This window comes from Paenibacillus sp. 11B, from assembly GCF_030487755.1.
Lineage (GTDB): Bacteria > Bacillota > Bacilli > Paenibacillales > Paenibacillaceae > Paenibacillus > Paenibacillus vandeheii.
On sequence record NZ_JAUKNS010000008.1, the window covers coordinates 23,012 to 44,268 of the forward strand.

Below are 21,257 nucleotides of genomic sequence, written 5' to 3' on the forward strand. Positions count from 1 at the left end.
CGGTTTCGATTTCTCGCTTCCCTTGGTTTGCTTCGCAAATCCAAAAGTCGCTCCAAACCGATACCATCGCAATGTAATTTTAAACCTTTTTGCCAATAAGAAAAAAGTACATTTGGCTATATCATTTTTAGGTTCAAAAACCTTAAAACTTAAAACATAAAGACCTTAAGACCTTAAGACCTTAAGACCTTAAGACCTTAAGACCTTAAGACCTTAAGACCTTAAGACCTTAAGACCTTAAGACCTTAAGACCTTAAGACCTTAAGACCTTAGACTACGGCATTTTGTTCGGGTGCGGTTGCATCCCTCACACAGGTTCATCTAACTAAAACCATTGATAGATAGCAGGGCACGTGCACTGAGATGCTACACACAGCGCAAATCACAGGCCGATTCACAGCATTTCACAACACTTCCCTTGGTGATGCCTCAACATCCAGGCGGGCCTCCAGGGCAGCCATATCTGCGGGCAACGGGGCTTGGAACGTCATCCGTTTCTGCAAAATGGGATGGTCAAACGACAGCTCGCATGCATGCAATGCCTGACGGTCAATCCAAGAGTCTCGTTCCTCCCGAATAGCCATGGTCTGCTCATCGATCTCATGTACGGGAAGTGTCTTATACATCCGATCCCCGATTAACGGGCAACCGATCGATGTCATATGTACCCGTATTTGATGAGTTCTGCCGCTCTCCAGCTTCAGGTTCACCGCACTGGCGCTGCCTGCCGTCCATCGGGCGACTGTCGTGTATAACGTTCTTGCTGCATATCCGTCAGGTGTAACGATTCGACGATGGGGCTCTACGGGATCACGATCGATCGGGCCATCGATGGCCCCCTCTTCTTGGGCAGGACTACCGTGCACAAAGGCAATATACTTTTTGTCCACCGTTCCTGCAATCATCTGTTCAGACACATGCTGATGCACATATGGATTTTTCGCGATTGCCAGCACACCCGAAGTTTCCTGATCCAGTCGATGAATCGGTCTGAAGCGAAAACGCTCGCCTTTGGACTTCCAATAATGGACTACCCCGTTCGCCAATGTACCTGTGTAATGCCCATGTGTTGGATGCACGATGACACCGGAATCCTTGTTCACGATAAGCAAGTGCTCGTCTTCGTACAGTATCGTAAAGGGGATCGGCTCAGGCAAAATATCATCAGACTCCTCCTGTTCCATCCGGACTTCCAGGACGTCACCTGCACTAACTTTGACGCTGATGTATACCCGCTCGCCATTCAACATAATTCCCTGCTCCGTGAGTTTGAGTCTCGACAGGAGCTTGCGCGAAACCTGCAAACGACGCTGAAGCACAGTCTTCAGCAGCCAACCATCTTCATGTTCGGGAACGGTGTAAGTCAGTGGTGAATAATAATCGCTCATTCGTTGTCTTTGCGACGGAATACTTTTTTGCTCCGCACATACTCAATATCCGCTACCTGTTGTCTCGCATTGGCAGTCCGTGCAACAACGAAGAAATAATCAGACAGACGGTTCAAATAACGTCGTACGGAAGGGTTGATATCCGTATGCTGTCCGAGTGTAACGGCGCGGCGCTCAGCACGGCGACATACCGTACGGCAAACATGTAATGTGGAAGAGAGCAGACTTCCCCCAGGCAAAATAAACCGTTCTACCTTCGGATTCTCGGCATCGTACTGATCAATCCATTGTTCAAGCCGGGTGACCATCTCATCCCGTACTTTATATTTGGTTTCGCTAATTTTTACAAAGGCTAGATCAGACCCACAATCAAACAATTCTTGCTGAATTTCGAGCAAATGTTCACGCAAATCTTCAAACTCTCCATTGGCTTGATCAATAAAACTGATCGCCTGCCCAACAAAACAATTCAGCTCATCAATTGTCCCGTAAGCTTCAACTCGGTCATCGTCCTTGATGACCCGTCCTCCAATGACCGAGGTCTGTCCCTCATCACCTGTTCGTGTATATATGCCCATTGTAATCCCTCCTATTGTTAATATCATTCGCATGGCAGAACGCTGGGGTTAAATATAAATGCATGCCCTTCTTAACTTTAACTTAATCAGTATACTTGACCTGCTATGATTACGGGAATGCTATTATTTTCAGAAACCAGTGAGATCCTTCATACGTATATATGAATTGGCGCACTCTGCCGAGTATACGCCAAATTCTTGCAAACCAAAAGTAGAGGAGACGATTATGCATAACTGGATAACCGATTTCATGGAACAATACGGCTACATAGGCATTGCACTTATTATTGCTCTTGAAAACGTATTTCCCCCCATCCCCTCCGAAATCATTTTACCATTTGGCGGCTTCATGACCACCTACACCAGCCTGACCCTTCCTGGCGTCATTATTGCGGCTACCATTGGTTCTGTGCTTGGGGCTGTCATTCTGTATGGAATCGGACTGTTGATTGATGTCAATCGACTGGAGAAGATTGTAGAACGTTGGGGTCATATACTGCGGATCAAAAAAGAAGATATCCACCGTGTCGATGCATGGTTTGACAAATATGGAATGTGGACCGTACTATTCTGTCGCATGGTTCCCCTTGTTCGCAGCCTGATCTCGATTCCTGCCGGTATGTCCAACATGAAATTTGGTTTATTCCTACTTTTCACGACCATTGGAACACTGGCCTGGAATATCATTCTCGTCTCAGTTGGTGCGGCGCTTGGAGCGTCATGGGAGAGTATTCTGCACTTTATGGACGTGTACTCCCTCGTCGTATATGTATTGCTGGCGATTATTGTTGTTGGCTGTATAATCTGGTGGATCAGACGAAATAAAACTCGGAAATAAAGAGATTTACACGCATACTTTTTGGCATAAAACAAAGCCTCCGCACCACAACTTGTGGTTACGGAGGTTTTTTTAGGTTCGTCCATCGTTTTGATGTTATGAATAATGCTAATCTTCATATCGCAGCCCTTGACCTCTAAGATCAACAGCCAAGCCAGATACCAGCAGGTACATCTGTTCCGAATGCGCCTGCAACGCCCGATTAACCGACGCCATTCTTGCCGCAAAAATTCGTTCTTCCTCTGAAGGATACAGCGAACCGTGCATTTCGTTGGTGATCACGAGCAGCTTTCCCTGGTAAGACAGAAGGGCATCCAGCAACAGCTGCGTCTGTGAACGCTGCTGATCCAGATCATCACTTGCCCTGAACCCTGCTGCCATCCATGCTGTCAGACTATCTACAATAACGATTCGCTGATCTGCAAGGAAGAGATTGGATTCCCGATTAATCTGGTGAAGCACCTCCGTAAGGTGCTGGCCGTTTCCAGCCTGGATGGCACGATAATGAGCGGATGGCAATTCGGGAATCACGGGATCATGATCACCAGTGGATAAATAAATGCCCTCCCGGCTAATCCGGGCTGCGTATCGAAGCGCAAATCGGGTTTTACCACTGCCTATGCCGCCTGTGACCGTAATTAGCAATCCGCTCCCCTCCTTCAGTAGCCATACTAGATTGCATTTATTCTGTCAGCGCCTTCAGCACTTTCTTGGATTCTTCGACATTGGACGCTGACACCGGAATGGTAGCAAACAGATTTTGCGCAGCATAATCTACATCTTTGAACATTTGCATGTCTTCCAGCGGAATGCCATAGAGATGTGATTCTGTCTTGATATCTGAACCATCGTCCCCTTCGCCCTTCTCCACCAGGACCCCGCCTTCAAATACACCACGTTCATACTTCTCTGGATTAAATGTATCATCAAGTGGAATATTGGAGCCATTACTTCCGTACTGCTTCATATCAGCCTCAGGCAAAATGAAAATATCATGTCCACCTGCCGCATACTCTACCATAATTTTCTGAACATCATACATCGCACTGGTGATTACCTCTACCTTGGGCTCCTCACCCAACTTCTGCTGCAAATTAGCTTGCAACTGCTCCGAGATCACGGATGGATTTCCTTGGTTGTCAATGATAAAAATTGTAAAACCGTCCTTACCGCCACAGCCAGCAAGTAGAAAAATCATAGAAATGATTGCGGCAAGCCCCCAAAATCTCTTCATTCCAGTTCCCCCTTTAGTCTCCTATGTACAATATATCACAATTGTTCCACGCAAAAAAATAACCCTTCCTATCCAAAGCAATCTATTCATAGATCAAAAAAAAGACCCTTTCCGGGTCTTCTTCAAATCGAGTATACGTAACGTTTCGATACAACAAAAAATTATTTTCCTTTAATCGGATTAGCCTTCATGTATTCATTAATCTTCAAATCTAGCAAACTGCTAATTTCAATTACAATATCGGATGTGAATGACTTCTCTTCCAGAAATATCTGTTCCATCTTGAGGCGAAGCATATGGATCTCATCTTCCAAGGAAACGTTATGCAAAGATGCGTGATCCGGTTTCACCGACCATCGGTCGCCATGATCGCCTTCTGCCAAATAATGCCCACGATTAGTCGGTAAATCATATTCAACACAAAACAAAGCCAACCCCTCCTTGGAAAAATTAGTTTCCAAATACAAGAAAAACTTATTTCAAATTGAAATTATATCACAATATTTTGTAAAAGAAAGTTATTTTTTTCTAGTTTAAAGAACGTTCACATTTGTTCTAAGCTTCTAATTCCTATTAACCCTCTTTTTGCAGTTTGTAAACAAAGTTTCCGATTCGTTCCAATGCTTCATTCAATTGGGTCACGGATGTGGCATAGGAACAACGAAGAAACCCTTCGCCTTGTGGACCAAATACATTACCTGGAACAGCCGCCACCTTATTTTCCGTTAGCAGACGCTCGGCAAACAGATCTGAACTCAGCCCTGTCTTCTGAATACTCGGAAATGCATAAAATGCTCCCTGGGGTTCATGGCAGTCCAGTCCAATCTCGCGAAACCCTTGTACGATAAGGCGTCTGCGCTGATTATAGGATTCGACCATTCTGTCCTTCTCGCCCAATCCGTTCGTCAATGCCTCAAGCGCAGCCACCTGACCCATGGCAGGTGCACACATCACCGTATATTGATGAATTTTGAGCATGGCGGCAATCAGTTCAGGATGTCCACACATATACCCGATTCGCCAGCCGGTCATTGCAAAAGCCTTGGAAAATCCACTAACCAAAATGGTACGTTCTTTCATCTCCGGAATTGAAGCGAAACTAACATGTTTTTGCGTATATGTTAGCTCTGCATAAATCTCATCCGCGATGACAATCAGGTCATGCTTTTTGATCACTTCAGCAATAGGCAGCCATTCTTCATAAGTCATAATGGCACCTGTTGGATTACTCGGATAACATAGGATAACCACCTTGGACTTCGGTGTAATACCTGCTTCCAGCGCCTCGGCAGTCAGTTTAAACTGATCCTTCGCATACGTTTCTACCCCAACCGGTATACCTCCACCAATTGAAGCAATTGGAGAATATGCCACATACGAAGGTTCGGGAATCAGAATTTCGTCTCCAGGCACGATTAATGCACGCAAGGCCAGATCAATGGCCTCACTGCCACCAACGGTAACGATAATCTCATCCTTAGGATCATACTTGGTATCAAACTGAGTGTCCAGATACTCGCTAATGGCTTCTCTCAGTTTCGGCATACCGGCATTGGAAGTGTAACTGGTCATGCCTCTTTCGAGTGAATATACACAAGCTTCACGCATATGCCATGGTGTTACAAAGTCCGGTTCTCCTACACCCAGGGTGATGATATCCTTGTTATCACCAACCAGATCAAAAAATTTACGTATGCCGGATGGCGGTATCTGTTGAACCAAAGGTGCCAGATACGAAGTCATTTTCTTGTTGTTTCCTGTTGTCTGTTCATTCACTATCATGACGCATCTTCCTTTACGGCGAGATCATGAGACGGTTGTCTTCCTGATGGTCTTCAAAAATAATCCCGTCCTGCTTATATTTTTTAAGAATAAAATTCGTTTTCGTTGAAAGTACAGAGTCAATCGGAGACAATTTCTCCGAAACAAAATTAGCGACTTCACGCAAGTTTCCACCTTCTACTTCTACGAGCAGATCGTATGCACCTGACATGAGATATACCGATTTCACTTGCGGATACAGATAAATGCGTTCCGCGATTCCTTCGAAGCCACGACCACGCTCAGGCGTAATCTGCACTTCAATCAAGGCTGTTACTTTTTCATCATCGATCTTGCTCCAATTCACAACGGTTGCGTATTTCACAATCACGTGGTCCTGTTCAAGCTGTGCCACGGCGTTCTTGATCTTATCTTCCGACTCCCCCAACAGCGTCGACAGCAGTGCGGGAGTCCTTCTCGCGTCTTCCTTCAACAAATCCAGAACTTTTAATTGCAGATCGTTCAGATCCTTCATGTCTTTCCCTCCAGCGTCATCCAGGTTCCTGAAAATGAATTAATACTTATATTACATGAATTCAACGATCATGCAAAGACAAAAACCGCCCGCCCTGAATTCGGGCAAGCGGTGGTATGGTCTGTGACAGTCCCTGCTTCAAACCATAATTACAAAGGTTACATGTAATAAGGGTTACCGTAATTCGGTTGATGCTGAGGTACATTGGGTGCCTGGCTGTAAGCACTGTTCTGAGTGTTCTTTTCCTGAATGAACTGCTGACATTTCTGTTGGGTCTGCTGAGCAGACTGAATCTGCTTATCCACATCCTGGCGAAGTGCTTTAGAAGAGACAGAATACATGTTGTTTTGCTGCATTAGATTAAACAGATCACCTTGCAGCCTTAGGGTATCGTTGGTCAGGTCTGTAAACATTCTGCGAGTCATCGGGCATGAAGATTCTGTTGTTGCTGTCGTATATTCGCGCGAAGTTCGTCTTAAATCTGCAAGAATCGACTTTAGCAAATCTTTCTCCTGCATAAAATTTCCATTGGAAGACATGGATTGTGAGTACACACGATTTCCTCCTAAACGTTAGATTCAATTGGATTTACTGAGCCTGTGTTGGGGCAATGGACTGATGCTGCTGAAGAGCATTAACAAGGATATTCAGATGCTGTTCATGGGAGCGAACATACTGGTTCAGTGCTTGTTGAATTTGCGGATTATGTGAGATAGAAGCTGTGGCTGCACACTGCTTGATCAGCAGTTCTTCATTGGATATCGAATCCGCGATATAACTCAACTCTTTCGGACTCAGCGCTTGCATGGATTGATTCTGCATGTTTCGTTGACCTCCTCGGCATAAAGTTTATGCGCAATTATTGTTAACCCGGTCGCCCAAAAGTATACAAACGTTAATTACAAAGGAGATGTTTCTCATGGATCTGGTCTATGGCACACCTTTCTGGCCTTCCACTTTTAATACAAAATCCACCTATCCCCCGCTGCAAACCGACATCTCCTGTGACTGCCTGATCATCGGCGGTGGTATGGGGGGCGCACTGACTTCCGAATTGCTCACGGAGCGTGGTGTTAACACAGTTGTCATTGATAAAAGGGAGATTGCCCATGGCAGCAGCTCTGCCAATACAGGTCTTTTACAATACACGAACGACAAATCATTAACCTCATGCATTCATACCTTTGGCGAAAAAACAGGCGTGCGATTCTATGAACTATGTCGTGAAGCCATGCAGCAGCTCACACAAATTGCGGAAAGGCTAGATACGGATCCCTGGTTTATTCCGCGGACCAGTCTCTGTTTTGCCAGCAGCAATGATGATGTAGCCATGTTGGAGAAAGAATATCAAACGTTGAAGCGCTATGGCTTTGAAGCTGAACTGTGGAATTCCGACAAAATTAGCGACCATTTTCCCTTCAGCAAACCTGCCGCACTTTATACGTTGGGGGATGCCGAAGTGAACCCGTATCGCTTTGTTCATGCCCTGTTTGAATCAGCGAGCAAACGTGGAGCACGAATCTACGGACAGACAGAGATGATTCATTGTGAATTCGATGATGATGGTGTGCTTTGTTATACTCCAAGTGGGAAAATCCGGGCCAGTAAGGTTATTTTTGCTGCCGGTTATGAGACGCAGGCCATCAAAAGGGATCAAGGAGCCTACCTGCAAACCACCTATGCTATTGCAACGAAGCCTTTGCCAGACCTGAAAGAATGGCATGAGCACAGTCTGATCTGGGAGACAGCACGCCCTTATCTGTATATGAGAACAACACCAGACGGACGGATCATTGCTGGCGGACTGGATGAAGAGACACCGAGGGAAGATCATCGCGAGATTCGGGCAAAACACCGGGGAGATACACTCCTGGAAGAAGTTCGCTCTTATTTCCCGTTGGATGGTCTTGAAGTTGATTATGCCTGGGGTGCCGTGTTCGGCAATACCAATGACGGCCTTCCGTTTATCGGCCCACATCCCGATTACCCGCATTCTTATTTTCTCGAGGGTTATGGCGGTAACGGGACGGTGTACAGCATGTTCGCTGCTTCTATTCTGGCCGACGCTGTTACAGGAGTCCGGAATGACGACATGGAACTTTTCTCATTAACGAGAACGAGTAAGCCTACTCCTGTGTAAGCAAATCTTAATAAATAAGGGTACAGCTCAGGATCAAATCCCTGGACTGTACCCTTTTCCTATGCAGAAGATTTTTGCTGATCCGGTTGTACTAACATTTTACGCATGAATATCCAGCCAATAAGTGGGAAAGCCCCAAGCGCCACAATAAGCCAGGTTAGCGTTTGTAAGGAAGGGCCATTCATGACCGTTAGAATAAATACAGCAAGGCCGAATAAACGGCCAACCATCAAACACAGCTCCCTTAATACGACAAGTTCAACCCTTTTCTCTACATTTTCGCCGCTCGTTCCCATCAGGTCGAATCCTGCCGAAATCATCGGCAAAATGTACAGCGGCATCGACAAGGCTGACCCGATTCCCATAATTAAAAGCGTACCATAGCTAACCTTCCATAACAGAGGAAGCAATACGATGAACAACAATATCGCTCCGGCCAACATTCCCCTAGACCTGTATTGCGGCTTAAACCATTTTCCTGCGGCCCAATAACTCACCAGAGCTACGGCAGAAGTGATTAGTGAGAACTGCCCAAGCTTGTATTCCTGCTTCGTAGCTATATAGACGAGCAATGCAATCAGAAAGGCAAATACACCTTCTCGCACGCCTTGCGCAAATAATCCCATGCCAAGCGGTCTCCATGGACTATCTTTGGCAGATAACTGTCGCCATGGTTCAGACCAGCGGTATGTGCCGCTGACCTCCCTTTTTTTCAGAAAAAAACTGAACACGACGGCAATTACATAAATCACCAACGACACTGTAAAAATAAGGCGATAGCCCGTATTGTCAGCCATTCGTGAAATAATAAGACCTGAGAACCAAGGACCGATAATGCCTGTCATGGAACCCAGTAAACCCACCCAACCGTTGAACAGGTCTCTATTTTCCCGATCAGTCACCTCAAAATAAACAACGTTAAACGCAATCCAGAACAATCCCAGTGCACATCCGAGCAGGATCCCCAAAGGCCAAATCCAGTCAACTGCTTTGGGTCCCGCCCATAATACAAGCATGTAAAATACACCCGACAAAGCGGTGCCTAATCGCAAAGCATACATTTTATTATGCTCCTTGACCCACTTCCCCGCGAGCCAGAACGTAAGTCCCAGTGCAATTTGCTGGCTTATGGTGAACCACCCAAGCATGGCGTAGTCCGGACGACTTTTCCACAGATACACATTCAGAAACGTCCCCGACAAAGCTCCGGCTAACACAAACAATCCATTCACGCCTAGTAGCAGAATGGATTGTCGTCCCAGAGAAATCTTCATCTGCTCCCTCCTTATTCCACCTGAAGTCAGCACTTCACAGGCAGGTCTCAGGGTTAACGTGCCCCAAGCAGAAGGAAAACATGATGAATTTCCCGGAATATTATATTTTCAGATCGTTATACTCCCTTATTTCCGCGCACTCAAATTCTGGATCAGACGCAGACGGTCATCTTCGGCCAAATTATATTGCACCTGGAAGCAGCCTGAGCATACATACATTTGCACTTCGAATGGCGCATCCAGCAACGAGTCCGTACCGGAAACAGCATTGGCAACAGGATTAAACGTATCTTTGGTGGCCTTCTGTGTACCCGTGAGGATCATGAATTCACGACAGTGCGGGCATTCTGGTACCTCTTCTTGCAAATCAAGTTGTTTCTCCACGCCTTCTTCGTATTGAATCAAATCATTTCCCTCATCCGCATACTTCGTTAATGTACGAAGCTCCGGCAATTTCAGCTCTACTTCATCTCCCCACAGGCTGGCAAGATCCGTAGTTTGTTCATCGTCCACGACATCATCCATATCATAAATGTCTTCTTCTGCTTCATCGTTCTCTTCATCACCGATGCTGATGTTTAGAGTACGATATCCCTTTAATTCATTGTGACAGTAAGGGCATTCTTCTTCAGGACCTAGCTCCTCATCCCATACAATCTCGGTGTGACACCATGGACAAACTGTTGGTTCCATATTGAATCAACCTTTCTCTTTCAAATAATCATGTGTTCAACACATAAATGATGCCTATGGCAAAGAATACAATCGACGCAGCAAACAGAATCCGTATCAATATTTTCATGAACGGTCCCCCTACATGATGCTCGCGCCAATAACAAATGACAACGAGACGGAAATAATCATGGAAATCAATCCAACGGCCCGGTTATCCGCTTCAATCTCCTTGTCAATAGAGAACACCGGTGTCAGAAACTCGAATAGAAAATAAGCAATGAGCAGAAGAACAAATCCTACAATGGACCACGTCATAGCTTCATACACCGACGATTTGGCCTGAATGCAGAAATGAAGTACATTACAGATCCCAAAGATCTTGCCTCCTGTAGCCATTGCAACTGCCACATTACCCTTCTTGATTTCATTCCAGCATTTGTACTTGGTCACCAGTTCAAAGCAGGCAAGAAATACAAGCAGCTCCATAATCGCTACGGAGAAAAATCCGAGCACCATCCCCAAGGGATGAGACAGCAATTGGTCTATCGTCCCTTTCACTCATCGTTTCCCCTTCCCCATTCTGCTGCCTGAAGACACTCAGGCGGCAGAATATCTTTGATTCTTGGTCGGGCTATTCCAATTCTGCGACGGTCACACCATTTCCGCCTTCTCCGTAATTGCCCAGCCGGTAACTTTTTATATGTCTATGCTTACGCAGGTAATCTTGAATACCGGAACGCAAAATTCCAGTTCCTTTACCATGAATGATATAAACCTGACCCAGATTAGCAAGGAACGCTTCATCGATAAAGCGGTCTGTCTCCATCAAGGCCTCTTCCAGATTCGTACCCCGCAAATCCAGTTCACTTTTCACATTGTCATCGCGAGTTCGTTTCACACCCGTTACCGGTTTCTGCTTCGGCTTGGAATCTGCTGGTGCAGACTGCTGTAATTCAAGATCATTCAAGGATACTTTCATTTTCATGATCCCCAATTGAACCATGGCATCCTTGCTGCCGGACATCTCCACCACATGACCTTTTTGATTCAAACTGTAGACAAGAACTTCATCGCCTGGGCCGATGGCCCGGGACTTCGTTGCCGTTGCAGCACGCTTAATGGTCTTCTTGCGTTTCTCCGGTTCTGCTTCATCCAGTTGTTTGCGAGCAGCAATCAGCTTGTGCTCCTTCACGGATGCGCCTTCTTCCATAGCGAGCTGACGGAGATCGGCTATAATCTTCTCTGCTTCCGCTCTGGCTTTGTCTACAATGTTGCGGGCATCTTCTTCCGCTTTTTCAATACGACGGTCACGCTGCTGTTCCAGCTTCTCCAATTCGGCTTGGTGGCGGCTGCGCAATTTCTCCATATCCTGACGCAGACGCTCCGCACTTTCACGTTCTTGCTCAGCAGTAAGCCTATTCTCTTCGAGGGAAGCGATCATATGCTCGACGCGCTGGTCTTCCTCTTTCACTTCGCCACGGGCGTAATCCAGAATGTATCCTGGCAGACCCAGTCGCTCCGCAATTGCGAACGCGTTACTCCGTCCCGGAACACCTACGAGTAGTCGATAGGTCGGGCTCAGTGTATTGACATCAAATTCCATGCTGGCATTAATAACACCTTTACGCTCATAAGCGTAAGCTTTCAACTCACTGTAATGCGTTGTTGCTACCATGCGGCATCCGGTCTGATGCATATGCTCCAGAATGGAGATTGCCAGCGCAGACCCTTCTGCCGGGTCAGTACCTGCCCCAAGTTCGTCAAGCAGCACGAGGCTTTTGGTCGTCATGTTTTTCAAGATCCGAATGATGTTCGTCATATGGCTGGAGAACGTACTCAGATTCTGTTCAATGCTTTGTTCATCACCAATGTCCGCGTAAATTGCATCAAATACACATAGCTGACTGCCGTCTTCGGCCGGAACGAACAAACCAGACATCGCCATGAGACTCAGTAATCCAATGGTCTTGAGCGTTACCGTCTTACCACCCGTGTTAGGACCCGTTACAATTATGGACGTATAATCGTTGCCAAGTTCAATATCGGTGGGCACCACATTTTCAATCGAAATGAGCGGATGACGCCCCTTCTTGAGCTTGATGAATCCGCGATCATTCATGCGTGGCAACGTGGCCTTTAATTCACGGGCAAGACGTGCTTTGGCAAAAATAAAATCCAAAGATCCCAGCAGGTCAACATCATATAATAACCACTCTGCCTGTTCACTGACAAGTGCCGTCAATTTCTGCAAAATCACTTCAATTTCGCGCTCTTCCCGGATTCGGGTTTCACGCAATTTGTTATTCATCGCAACGATGGATTCAGGTTCAATAAACAGCGTTGCTCCCGAACCGGATTGATCATGTACAATCCCGCCAAAGTACGAGCGATACTCCGATTTCACGGGAATCACGAAACGGTCTCCCCGAATGGTAATCAGCTGGTCCTGCAGCATTTTGGATACCGTCGAAGAACGAATCATCGAATCCAGCTTCTCGCGAATTCGGGATTCACCTCCGCGCAATTCACGCCGAATCTGCGCTAGTGTAACACTTGCGCTATCTGAGACTTCGGCATTGTCGTCAATACAGATACGAATCGCATCTTCGAGCGCTTTTTGCTCAGATAACTGATCACTGATATAGAAAATCGATTCCACCTTTTCATCATCGTGGAGCGCAGCGATTTGGCGTTTCAATCGACGTGCTGCCAAGGTGGTGTTGGAAATTCCCAGCAGCTCATGCGGGTTCAACGTGCCTCCGATTTCGGCACGTTTGATGGATGCGGTAATATCCACAATTCCCCCAAAAGATGGAGAGCCTTTCAGACGGTCAAACGTAAAAGCTTCATCCGTTTGCTGGAGCAACCTCTTGACTTCTTCCAGTTCACTGATCGGCTCCAATTGGTCCGCTTTCTTTTTTCCCATCGTAGTCTGGGCAAAGCTTTGCAATGTATTTAAAATTTTGCGATATTCCAATGTGTGTAAAATTTTCGTGTCCAAGTGTACAACTCCTTCCAAACTATAACTGTATTATAACGAAAGAAACTTTCTTTCGCTATTTAACGAATCCTTCCACACATAACTTGGGACAAAGCGCCACAAACTACAGGTGTCAGGATTGTGCAACCTCACATTGAACTGGATGTACAATTCTCAATATGATCTGAATAAAGGAGGTATAACCATGAATTTTCTGGGACATGTCGTGCGATTTATCATCGCCGCAATTGTATTGATGGTCGTCAGCTGGATCGTACCAGGGTTCGCCGTCGGTGGCTTCTGGAGCGCCCTGATGCTGGCTCTGGTTATCGCTCTGCTTGGCTGGGTTGTTGAAGGCATCTTCGGTAAAAGGGTCAATCCCTTTGGCCGCGGTATTGTCGGCTTCATCGTCAGCGCACTGGTGATCTGGATTGGTCAATATATCGTAGATCATGTGCATGTCAGCCTGCTTGGTGCCGTTCTGGCTGCATTGGTCATCGGGATTATTGATTTGTTCATCCCGGTTTCCACCCCTTTTGATGCTGGAAGAAGATCCAAAGATCACGCATAGACTCAACGTATCTACTCTCCATAGGCTTCCCCTAAACCTCTGATGGCTTAAACGCCTGACGAGGTTTATTTTTTGGGGGTGTTATATACATACTGATGTTCAAAAAAACGACATAGGCAGCATGTACAGGCATCGTCAATTTGCGGTATGATGACTGGAGCAATCATTCAAATTTTATCCATATCACGCTTTTTAAGGAGGCACATCATGAAAAAAGGCATGGCATGGCTTGCAGCCTGTATGATGATCCTGGTTCTTGCTGCATGTGGTGGAACTGGACAATCCGCAGGATCAAACAGCGAGTCTGAATCGGGTGTAACTGCCAGCGAAGAACTGGTAATCAAAGCAAGCAACTATGAATTTGACCAACCTGAATACCACTTGAAAAAAGGTGTCCCGGTTAAGATTGTTTATGAAAATACAAATGGGAACCATGGCGTTCTCGTGCCCGAGCTGAACCTTCGGCTGGACACCCAGAACAGTTCTAAAGTGATTACTCCTGACAAAGCAGGGGAATTTGAAATGTCCTGTTCCGTCTTTTGTGGGAGTGGTCACAGCAGTATGATCTCCAAAATTATTGTTGAAGAATAGTGTTCAAGACAAGGAGCCCCCGTAGCGACGGGAGCTCTTTCTTCATTATAACAAATTGTACAAGAGTGCGCTGTCCAGGATTCCAGTTATGACGTAATCATCAGCTAGGTCTGATCCTGCTCAATCAATTCAATCCATTCGTTATATTCCGTCTGCAATTTCGTATATTCATCCCGCAATTGGCGGTAATCCGTATTCAGTTGCTCCGCCTTCTCCTGCTCCATCTCACGTTCAACTTGCAGCAAACGCAGCTGGTTAGCCGCAACTTCATACCGCTCACCGATCTCCAGCAGTTCATTCTCCATCGTCTGCTTTTCTTCGATCGCTTCTGCACGCTGCTTGTCAAGCTGCTGCCGCTCATGTTCCAGCTCTTCTACCTTCTCCACACTGGCAGCACTTTCTTTCTGCCAAAGATTCACTTCATTCTCCAGTGCAGCCCATCGTTCCTGCCAGGATTGCTCCTGAGCCGCCCATTCATCCGCACGCCGTTGCCAAACCCGCTCTTGTTGTTCCGCATGTTGTTCTGCTTGTTCTACCCTGGAGCTCAGCTCAACTTCCCGAGCAGTGAGCTCTTGCAGGCGTGAGGAGAGCTCTGCCTGTTTGGCAGACAATTCTTCATGCTTAATCTGCCACTCAAGTGCTTCTTCTTCTGTCTGAGTCAGCAAGCTGCCTTGTTTATCGATCCGCGCAGATAGCTGATTGGCATTCTGCCTGGATTCTTCAAGCGCACCCACAATTTCTTTCTTTTCTTCGCTCATTTCATTCAGCTTGCGAGTATAGTCTTCTTCACGCTGCAGTGCATCACCATAATCCTTGCGGATTTGTTTATAACTTTCCTGCAGCTTGTTCAGTTCTTCACGTGCTTCATTCAATTCATCATCAAGCTCTTTATGCTGCTGCTCCAGACGACCTGCTTGCGCAATATAATGTTCAGCTTCTTCGCTGGCGTGACGAGCTTCTTCTTTAACGACGGATAATTCATCATGAAGGGACTGTACACCAGACTCCAGCGTTTCATTCTGTTCCGCAGCTTCGAGTACCTGCGTCTCCAGTTCACCGATTTCGATCAGACGTTGTTCAGCCTGCTCTTTCCAGGACTGCTCGCTCTGCGTCAGTGTGCCGAGTTCATGTTGCAATGTCCGTACTGCCGCATGAGCCTGCTCAAGCACTTTTTGCAGCCTGCGCTGCTCATCCTCGGACTTCACTTCGGCTTCACGGAGTTTCTTGATCTCCTGCTCAAGCTGGCCGTGCTGTTCCTGTACTTTACGCAGCTGTGCTGTCAGAGAAGATTCACGTTCAACGGTCTCATTATACTGCTGTTTCCACTGCTGCTCCGCTTCCCGGGACTGCTCTACCTCAGCTTCTGTGTTGCGAAGCTGTTCAGTCAGCTGAGCGCTATCTGCTTTTAATTGTTCCAGCTGCTGCTCCAATTCCGTAATTCGACGAAGCTGAACATCCTGATCCTGTTGGTATACGGCTTGTTCACTGCGCAACGTTTCCGTTTGATTACGCTCGTGTTGGAGCTGTTGCTCCTGATCCACAACAACCTCTTGAGCATTCTTGAGCTGCTTACGCACCTCGGCTAATTGGCCTTCAACATCGGTTAAGCGCAATTTGGCCTGTTTACGTTCTTCTTCCAACTGTTGCTTCAGCTTGCCTCGTTCTTCTTGCAGCAAAGCCTCAGCAGTTACCAAAGCTTCATTCGCTTGAGTTTGGGCTGCCTCATGGATTTGCTGAAGCTGCTCCTCATAAGCCGCTTCTTTTTCCATCCACTCCAGTTCCGCCTGTTCGGATGACTCCTTGAACGTTGATTTCAGCTGCTCTATCTCAGCCAGTCGCTTCTGCTCTGCTTGCTGCTGCAGTGCGGCTTGTTCTTCTTTTGCCTTTTCAGTCAGCTGTTGAGCCTGATTCACGGCAGCTTGCTCAGCCTGCTGTATACGCTGTTCCATCTCGGATTGAAGTTCACGGTATTGAAGCTGGGCTTCTTCCTGAACTTTCTGCAATTGGGCCTCGGCTTGTTCCAATTCAGACAAGATTGCAGCTTCTGCTTGTTCCTTCGCCGTTTGTACTTGCTGTGCGGCCTGAACCTCAATTTTTTGACGTTCTGCCACAGCCCGTGCTTCTGCCTCTTTCAGTTGAGCTGCCGTCTTGTCCTGCAGCTCCTTATATTGTGCAGCCGCTTTGGCTTGGGATTGCTGCAACTCATTTGCTGCACGTGTCTGTGCTTCCTTCAGCTGGGCTGCCGCCTGCGTCTGTGCATTCTTGATTTGATTCGCTGCTTTTTCTTCTGCTTCTTTCAGACGCGCCTGCGTCTTCTCTTCCGCCGCTTTCAGCTGCGCAGCAGTTTGGGCCTGAAGCTTTTGCTCACGACCCGCTGCCTGAGTGCGTTCCTGCTCCAGCAATGTATTCAGCTTGGCTATTTCTGCCTGCTGATCCTTCTGGAGCTTCGCGATGGTCTGTTCCGCCTCAGCTTTAAGCTTCGTTGCTTCAGCGAGTGCTTGGTCACGACGTTCCAATTCCTGTTGATGTTCATTTTGTATGGCGTTCAACCGGTTCAATTCGTTTCTCAGTTCTGTACGTTCTCCAGTAAGCATCTTCAGTTCATTTCGAATTTCATGAGTCTGAAGAGACTGTTCAGCCATATGTACAGCCGCCAGCACCGCAATACGCGGAGTATCCAGACGGGAATTTTGCTTGGAGATCGCGCTCATACGCTCATCTACCAGGTTAGCTACTTGTTTCATATAGTCGGCACTGCTGCCAACCAGTTTATAGGAAGTCCCGTAGATCTCTACGGTGACGCGTGTACGATCAGGTGTAGTCACAGTTGTGCCCTCCTTCAAGTCTGTATGTTGATTCTAAGCTGTTTAACAAAAAAAGTCACATCGATCCTCTAATGCTAAGGATTCGATGTGACTTCAAGCAATTCCTGCTAATCTTTGTTCAAAAAATTGACTTATGTTCTATTTACGCAATTCGGCTCCAAATTGCTCCTCCAGACGAGCAACAACACGAGCATGAACCTCGGTAATTTCCTCATCTGTCAATGTGCGTTCACGATGGCGATAAACGAGAGCCATCGCTACACTCTTCTTGTCTTCACCCAATTTGCTGCCTGTGAACACGTCGAATACCTGTACGGTTTGCAGCAGCTCACCGGCAGATTCACGAATCGCACGCAGCATATCCCCAGCTTCGATATCTTTACTCACAACAACCGCGATATCCCGCTCAACTGCAGGGAAACGTGGAAGCTCACGATAACGGATATCCGTATCAGCTTCACCATAGATGGCTTCAAGCCCGATCTCAGCAAGGTATACATCGTTCAGATCATATTGCTGCTGCAGTTCAGGATGCAATTGCCCCATCGTACCAATCAGTTTGCCTTCTCCACCATCTTTTGCTTCCAAATATACCGATGCGGAGCGCCCAGGATGGAAACCTTCTGGACTGTTTGCCACCAGGCGAATACGCTGCTCCAGACCTACATAGGCGAACAGGTTCTCAAGTGCACCTTTCAGATCGAAGAAGTCCACTTTCTCTGCTCCCACATTCCACTGCTGGGATGCACGGTTTCCTGTGAGCAACAAGCTCAGGACCGGAATTTCATGCGGCTGCTTCGTCAGCTTCTCTTCTTCAGTGAAGAACACACTGCCCACTTCGAATACAGCCAGTGAATCATGCTTGCGGTTCATGTTATACACCGCTGCATCCATCATTTGCGGCAAAATGCTCTTGCGAAGCACACTGCGATCCTCACTCATTGGCATAGCCAGCTTCACAGCTTTACTGCCTTCTGTCAGAGCAGGGAACAAGGAAACTTTATCCGGGTGTACGAACGAATAGCTGATCATTTCCTGCCAGCCACTACCTGCAAACAGGCCACGAATGGTACGGCGCATCGCTTGCGAACGCGTATAAGCTCCCGGTGTCGTTGGTCCTTCAATCAATGTGGTTGGAATATTGTCGTATCCGTACAGACGGGCAACCTCTTCAAACAGATCCACATCAAGTGTAATATCCCCTCTGCGGCTTGGCACTTCAACATCCAGCAGGCCCTGCTGCGCATCACCACACGCAAAGTGCAAACGAGCGAAAATGGTTTTCACTTCAAGCAGGGACAACTCGGTTCCCAGATAGCGATTCAGTTTCTCCAGCGACAGCTGTACAACACGTTTATCCGCAGCAGCTGTTCCTGCTTCCACAATTCCCTGATGAACTTCGCCTTCTGCATAACGCTGGATCAATTCAGCCGCACGGTTCAGTGCCGTAATGACAGCAGCCGGGTCGACTTCCTTCTCAAAACGCATGCTTGCTTCGGAACGCAGCCCCAGTTGGCGCGACGTTTTCCGAACAGTTCCGCCATCAAACTTGGCGGATTCCAGCAACAGATTCACAGTGGTTTCCGTTACCTCGGAATTCTCGCCACCCATTACACCCGCGATGGCTACCGGTTTCACGCCATCGGTAATGAGCAGCATATGCGGCTCCAGCTTGCGCTCCTGGCTATCCAGCGTCACGATCGTTTCGCCTTCTTTGGCCATTCGTACTTCAATATGGCCCTTCTCCAACTTATCTGCATCAAAAGCATGCAGCGGCTGTCCGTATTCCAGCATGACATAGTTCGTGATGTCAACGATATTATTGATCGGACGGATGCCAGCAGCCATCAAACGGTTTTGCATCCACTGCGGGGAAGCTCCCAGCTTGATCCCTGTTACATAACGGGCTGCATAATGACTGCATTGTTCGCCAGCCGTAATCTCAACCGAGATATGGTTTGCAGCCGCATCACCGATTTCCACCAACTTTTGAGTCGGATCAGGCAGTTTCACTTCACGACCGAGAATGGCACCCACTTCATAAGCTGCACCAAGCATGCTCAGACAGTCGGAGCGGTTCGGTGTCAGATCCAGTTCAAGGACATGATCATCAAGACCAAGCACCTGGCTGATTGGTGTGCCAATTTCCGTTTGTGCAGGCAGAACAAGAATGCCTTCCTGTTGGTCCTTCGGCAGCAACTTGTCGTTCATGCCCAATTCTTTCGCAGAGCAGATCATGCCAAGGGATACAACACCGCGCAGCTTGGCTTTTTTGATATCAAGTCCACCAGGGAGCTTCGCTCCAACCAGGGCAACGACTACCTTTTGACCCGCATCCACATTTTTCGCACCACATACGATCTGCAGATCTTCTTCCTGTCCGGCATCAATTACACATACATTCAGCTTGTCGGCATCAGGATGCTTCTCCTTGCTCTTCACGTAACCGACAACCACTTTGTTCACGCCCTGGTTCCGGTTCTCCACTACATCAATCTCAATCCCCGCACGAGTGATTTTCTCTGCCAACTCCTGCGGTTCCACGCCTTCCAGCGCGATATAATCAGACAGCCAATCTGTCGATACTCTCATGGACGTTCACTTCCTAATCTATGAATTGGTGTTGCAAATGAAGGGCGTTCGCCCTGTATGCTACCTCGGTAATTACAGGCGTCCAAATTGTTTCAGGAACGCCATGTCACTGTTGTAGAAATGACGAATATCATCAATGCCATATTTCAGCATGGCGATACGCTCTACGCCCATTCCGAATGCAAACCCACTGTATTTCTCCGGATCATAACCGCCCATCTCAAGTACTTTCGGATGAACCATACCGCCGCCCAAAATCTCAAGCCAACCCGTCTGTTTACATACCCGGCAGCCACTTCCACCACATTGCACGCAAGTGACATCCACTTCAGCACTCGGCTCGGTGAACGGGAAGAAGCTTGGACGGAGACGAATTTCAGTGTGTGAACCGAACATTTCGCGTACGAATTGCAGCAAGGTGCCTTTCAGGTCACTCATGCGAATATTCTCACTAATGACCAAACCCTCAACCTGATTGAACTGGAATGAATGCGTCGCATCGTCATCGTCACGACGGTATACTTTGCCCGGACAGATGACTTTAACAGGCACTTCACCTTTCATGCTTTGCATGGTACGAACTTGAACCGGTGACGTATGCGTACGCATCAACAGGTCTTCTGTTACATAGAAGGAATCCTGCATATCACGCGCCGGGTGATTCTTCGGCAGATTCAATGCTTCGAAGTTGTAATAATCCATCTCAACCTCAGGACCTTCTGCTACACGATATCCCATACCGATGAAAATATCTTCGATTTCCTGTACCACTTTGGTCAGTGGATGCAGTCCGCCTTGACGTCCGCGACGTCCCGGCAGGGTCACATCAATTTTCTCGGATTGCAAACGTTTCGCTGTCTCTTCCTTCTGGAACTGCTCCTGCTTGCTGTCGATGACTTCTTCAATTGCACCGCGAACATCATTGGCGACCTGACCAATCACCGGACGTTCCTCTGCACTAAGCGCACCCATACCACGCAAAATCTCAGTCAGTGCACCCTTTTTCCCCAAATACTTTACACGCAGATCACTCAGCGTCTGTGGATCGTTCACACCGGACAGTTGTTCCAGCGCTTCGATCTTTAATGCCTCCAAACGTTCTTTCATGTGTAAATGCCCCCTTTATGTGGTGTTAATGTAACAAAAAAAGGCCTTCTCTCCCCTGAAGGGACGAAAAGACCGTGGTACCACCCTTGTTAGACATTCAGTGCTGCCCGGCCCTTCCGGCCTGCAACATGTTTGCCTCACTCTATACGGAATAACGACCGTTAACCG

General features: G+C 47.3%; 20 protein-coding genes. 4 read left to right on the plus strand and 16 right to left on the minus strand.

The window, feature by feature from the left end; translation table 11 throughout:
• Positions 1-404 precede the first annotated feature (404 nt).
• Both Q0V21_RS27365 and Q0V21_RS27370 read right to left on the minus strand, forming a co-directional pair.
• A complete protein-coding gene (locus Q0V21_RS27365; protein ID WP_301881506.1) occupies positions 405-1,388 on the minus strand; it encodes an RluA family pseudouridine synthase in 984 nt (327 codons plus the stop codon).
• Complete coding sequence (locus tag Q0V21_RS27370) at positions 1,385-1,966, minus strand: cob(I)yrinic acid a,c-diamide adenosyltransferase (protein WP_024628349.1); 582 nt, start codon at positions 1,964-1,966, stop codon at positions 1,385-1,387. Before Q0V21_RS27370 ends, Q0V21_RS27365 begins: the two co-directional genes overlap by 4 nt.
• A 226-nt stretch (positions 1,967-2,192) precedes the next feature.
• On the opposite strand from Q0V21_RS27370, the gene Q0V21_RS27375 reads away from it, so the two are divergent.
• Positions 2,193-2,804: a DedA family protein gene (locus Q0V21_RS27375; RefSeq protein ID WP_301881508.1), complete on the plus strand. Its 612-nt coding sequence runs from the start codon at positions 2,193-2,195 to the stop codon at positions 2,802-2,804.
• A gap of 108 nt (positions 2,805-2,912) precedes the next feature.
• Here Q0V21_RS27375 and Q0V21_RS27380 read toward each other — a convergent pair whose 3' ends face one another.
• From Q0V21_RS27380 to Q0V21_RS27410, 7 genes are all read right to left on the minus strand, one after another.
• Positions 2,913-3,449, minus strand: a complete 537-nt coding sequence (locus Q0V21_RS27380; RefSeq protein ID WP_024628347.1) for a bifunctional adenosylcobinamide kinase/adenosylcobinamide-phosphate guanylyltransferase — start codon at positions 3,447-3,449, stop codon at positions 2,913-2,915.
• Between the two features lie 37 nt (positions 3,450-3,486).
• A complete protein-coding gene (locus Q0V21_RS27385) occupies positions 3,487-4,038 on the minus strand; it encodes a type 2 periplasmic-binding domain-containing protein (RefSeq protein WP_024628346.1) in 552 nt (183 codons plus the stop codon).
• A 161-nt stretch (positions 4,039-4,199) separates the two neighbouring features.
• On the minus strand, positions 4,200-4,421 hold the full coding sequence (locus Q0V21_RS27390; RefSeq protein WP_173405202.1) for an aspartyl-phosphate phosphatase Spo0E family protein: 222 nt from the start codon (positions 4,419-4,421) through the stop codon (positions 4,200-4,202).
• Positions 4,422-4,611: 190 nt separating this feature from the next.
• Positions 4,612-5,820, minus strand: coding sequence for an aminotransferase class I/II-fold pyridoxal phosphate-dependent enzyme (locus Q0V21_RS27395; RefSeq protein WP_301881514.1), 1,209 nt, complete (start codon positions 5,818-5,820; stop codon positions 4,612-4,614).
• Positions 5,821-5,833: 13 nt separating this feature from the next.
• A complete protein-coding gene (locus Q0V21_RS27400) occupies positions 5,834-6,334 on the minus strand; it encodes an Lrp/AsnC family transcriptional regulator (RefSeq protein WP_024628343.1) in 501 nt (166 codons plus the stop codon).
• A 158-nt stretch (positions 6,335-6,492) separates the two neighbouring features.
• Positions 6,493-6,888 (minus strand): spore coat protein, encoded by a 396-nt coding sequence (locus tag Q0V21_RS27405; RefSeq protein WP_024628342.1) that lies wholly within the window; start codon positions 6,886-6,888, stop codon positions 6,493-6,495.
• A 34-nt stretch (positions 6,889-6,922) separates the two neighbouring features.
• Positions 6,923-7,156, minus strand: a complete 234-nt coding sequence (locus Q0V21_RS27410) for a hypothetical protein (protein ID WP_079346110.1) — start codon at positions 7,154-7,156, stop codon at positions 6,923-6,925.
• Positions 7,157-7,253: 97 nt separating this feature from the next.
• On the opposite strand from Q0V21_RS27410, the gene Q0V21_RS27415 reads away from it, so the two are divergent.
• The gene (locus Q0V21_RS27415) at positions 7,254-8,474 is read left to right on the plus strand and encodes an NAD(P)/FAD-dependent oxidoreductase (protein ID WP_301881519.1); all 1,221 of its coding nucleotides are present in this window, start codon (positions 7,254-7,256) and stop codon (positions 8,472-8,474) included.
• A 59-nt stretch (positions 8,475-8,533) separates the two neighbouring features.
• On the opposite strand, the gene Q0V21_RS27420 is transcribed toward Q0V21_RS27415, so the two are convergent.
• The 4 genes from Q0V21_RS27420 to Q0V21_RS27435 form a co-directional block, all read right to left on the minus strand.
• On the minus strand, positions 8,534-9,748 hold the full coding sequence (locus tag Q0V21_RS27420; RefSeq protein WP_301881521.1) for an MFS transporter: 1,215 nt from the start codon (positions 9,746-9,748) through the stop codon (positions 8,534-8,536).
• Positions 9,749-9,874: 126 nt separating this feature from the next.
• The gene (locus Q0V21_RS27425; RefSeq protein ID WP_079346116.1) at positions 9,875-10,441 is read right to left on the minus strand and encodes a hypothetical protein; all 567 of its coding nucleotides are present in this window, start codon (positions 10,439-10,441) and stop codon (positions 9,875-9,877) included.
• Positions 10,442-10,561: 120 nt separating this feature from the next.
• Positions 10,562-10,981 carry a DUF350 domain-containing protein gene (locus Q0V21_RS27430; RefSeq protein ID WP_024628337.1) on the minus strand — a complete coding sequence of 140 codons (420 nt, stop codon included), beginning with the start codon at positions 10,979-10,981 and terminating at the stop codon, positions 10,562-10,564.
• A gap of 73 nt (positions 10,982-11,054) precedes the next feature.
• Positions 11,055-13,424, minus strand: coding sequence for an endonuclease MutS2 (locus tag Q0V21_RS27435; RefSeq protein ID WP_301881523.1), 2,370 nt, complete (start codon positions 13,422-13,424; stop codon positions 11,055-11,057).
• Positions 13,425-13,608: 184 nt separating this feature from the next.
• Between Q0V21_RS27435 and Q0V21_RS27440 the strand changes: the two genes are divergently transcribed.
• A complete protein-coding gene (locus Q0V21_RS27440; protein WP_024628335.1) occupies positions 13,609-13,974 on the plus strand; it encodes a phage holin family protein in 366 nt (121 codons plus the stop codon).
• Between the two features lie 207 nt (positions 13,975-14,181).
• Positions 14,182-14,565: a cytochrome C oxidase subunit II gene (locus tag Q0V21_RS27445; protein ID WP_301881526.1), complete on the plus strand. Its 384-nt coding sequence runs from the start codon at positions 14,182-14,184 to the stop codon at positions 14,563-14,565.
• A 104-nt stretch (positions 14,566-14,669) separates the two neighbouring features.
• On the opposite strand, the gene Q0V21_RS27450 is transcribed toward Q0V21_RS27445, so the two are convergent.
• The 3 genes from Q0V21_RS27450 to pheS all read right to left on the minus strand — a co-directional run bounded on the left by Q0V21_RS27450 (position 14,670) and on the right by pheS (position 21,089).
• Entirely contained in the window at positions 14,670-17,390 is a 2,721-nt protein-coding gene (locus Q0V21_RS27450) for a cell division protein ZapA (RefSeq protein ID WP_301881529.1), read from the minus strand.
• A 138-nt stretch (positions 17,391-17,528) separates the two neighbouring features.
• The gene (gene pheT / locus Q0V21_RS27455; protein ID WP_301881531.1) at positions 17,529-19,982 is read right to left on the minus strand and encodes a phenylalanine--tRNA ligase subunit beta; all 2,454 of its coding nucleotides are present in this window, start codon (positions 19,980-19,982) and stop codon (positions 17,529-17,531) included.
• 72 nt (positions 19,983-20,054) lie between these two features.
• Entirely contained in the window at positions 20,055-21,089 is a 1,035-nt protein-coding gene (gene pheS / locus Q0V21_RS27460; protein WP_024628331.1) for a phenylalanine--tRNA ligase subunit alpha, read from the minus strand.
• Positions 21,090-21,257 lie beyond the last annotated feature (168 nt).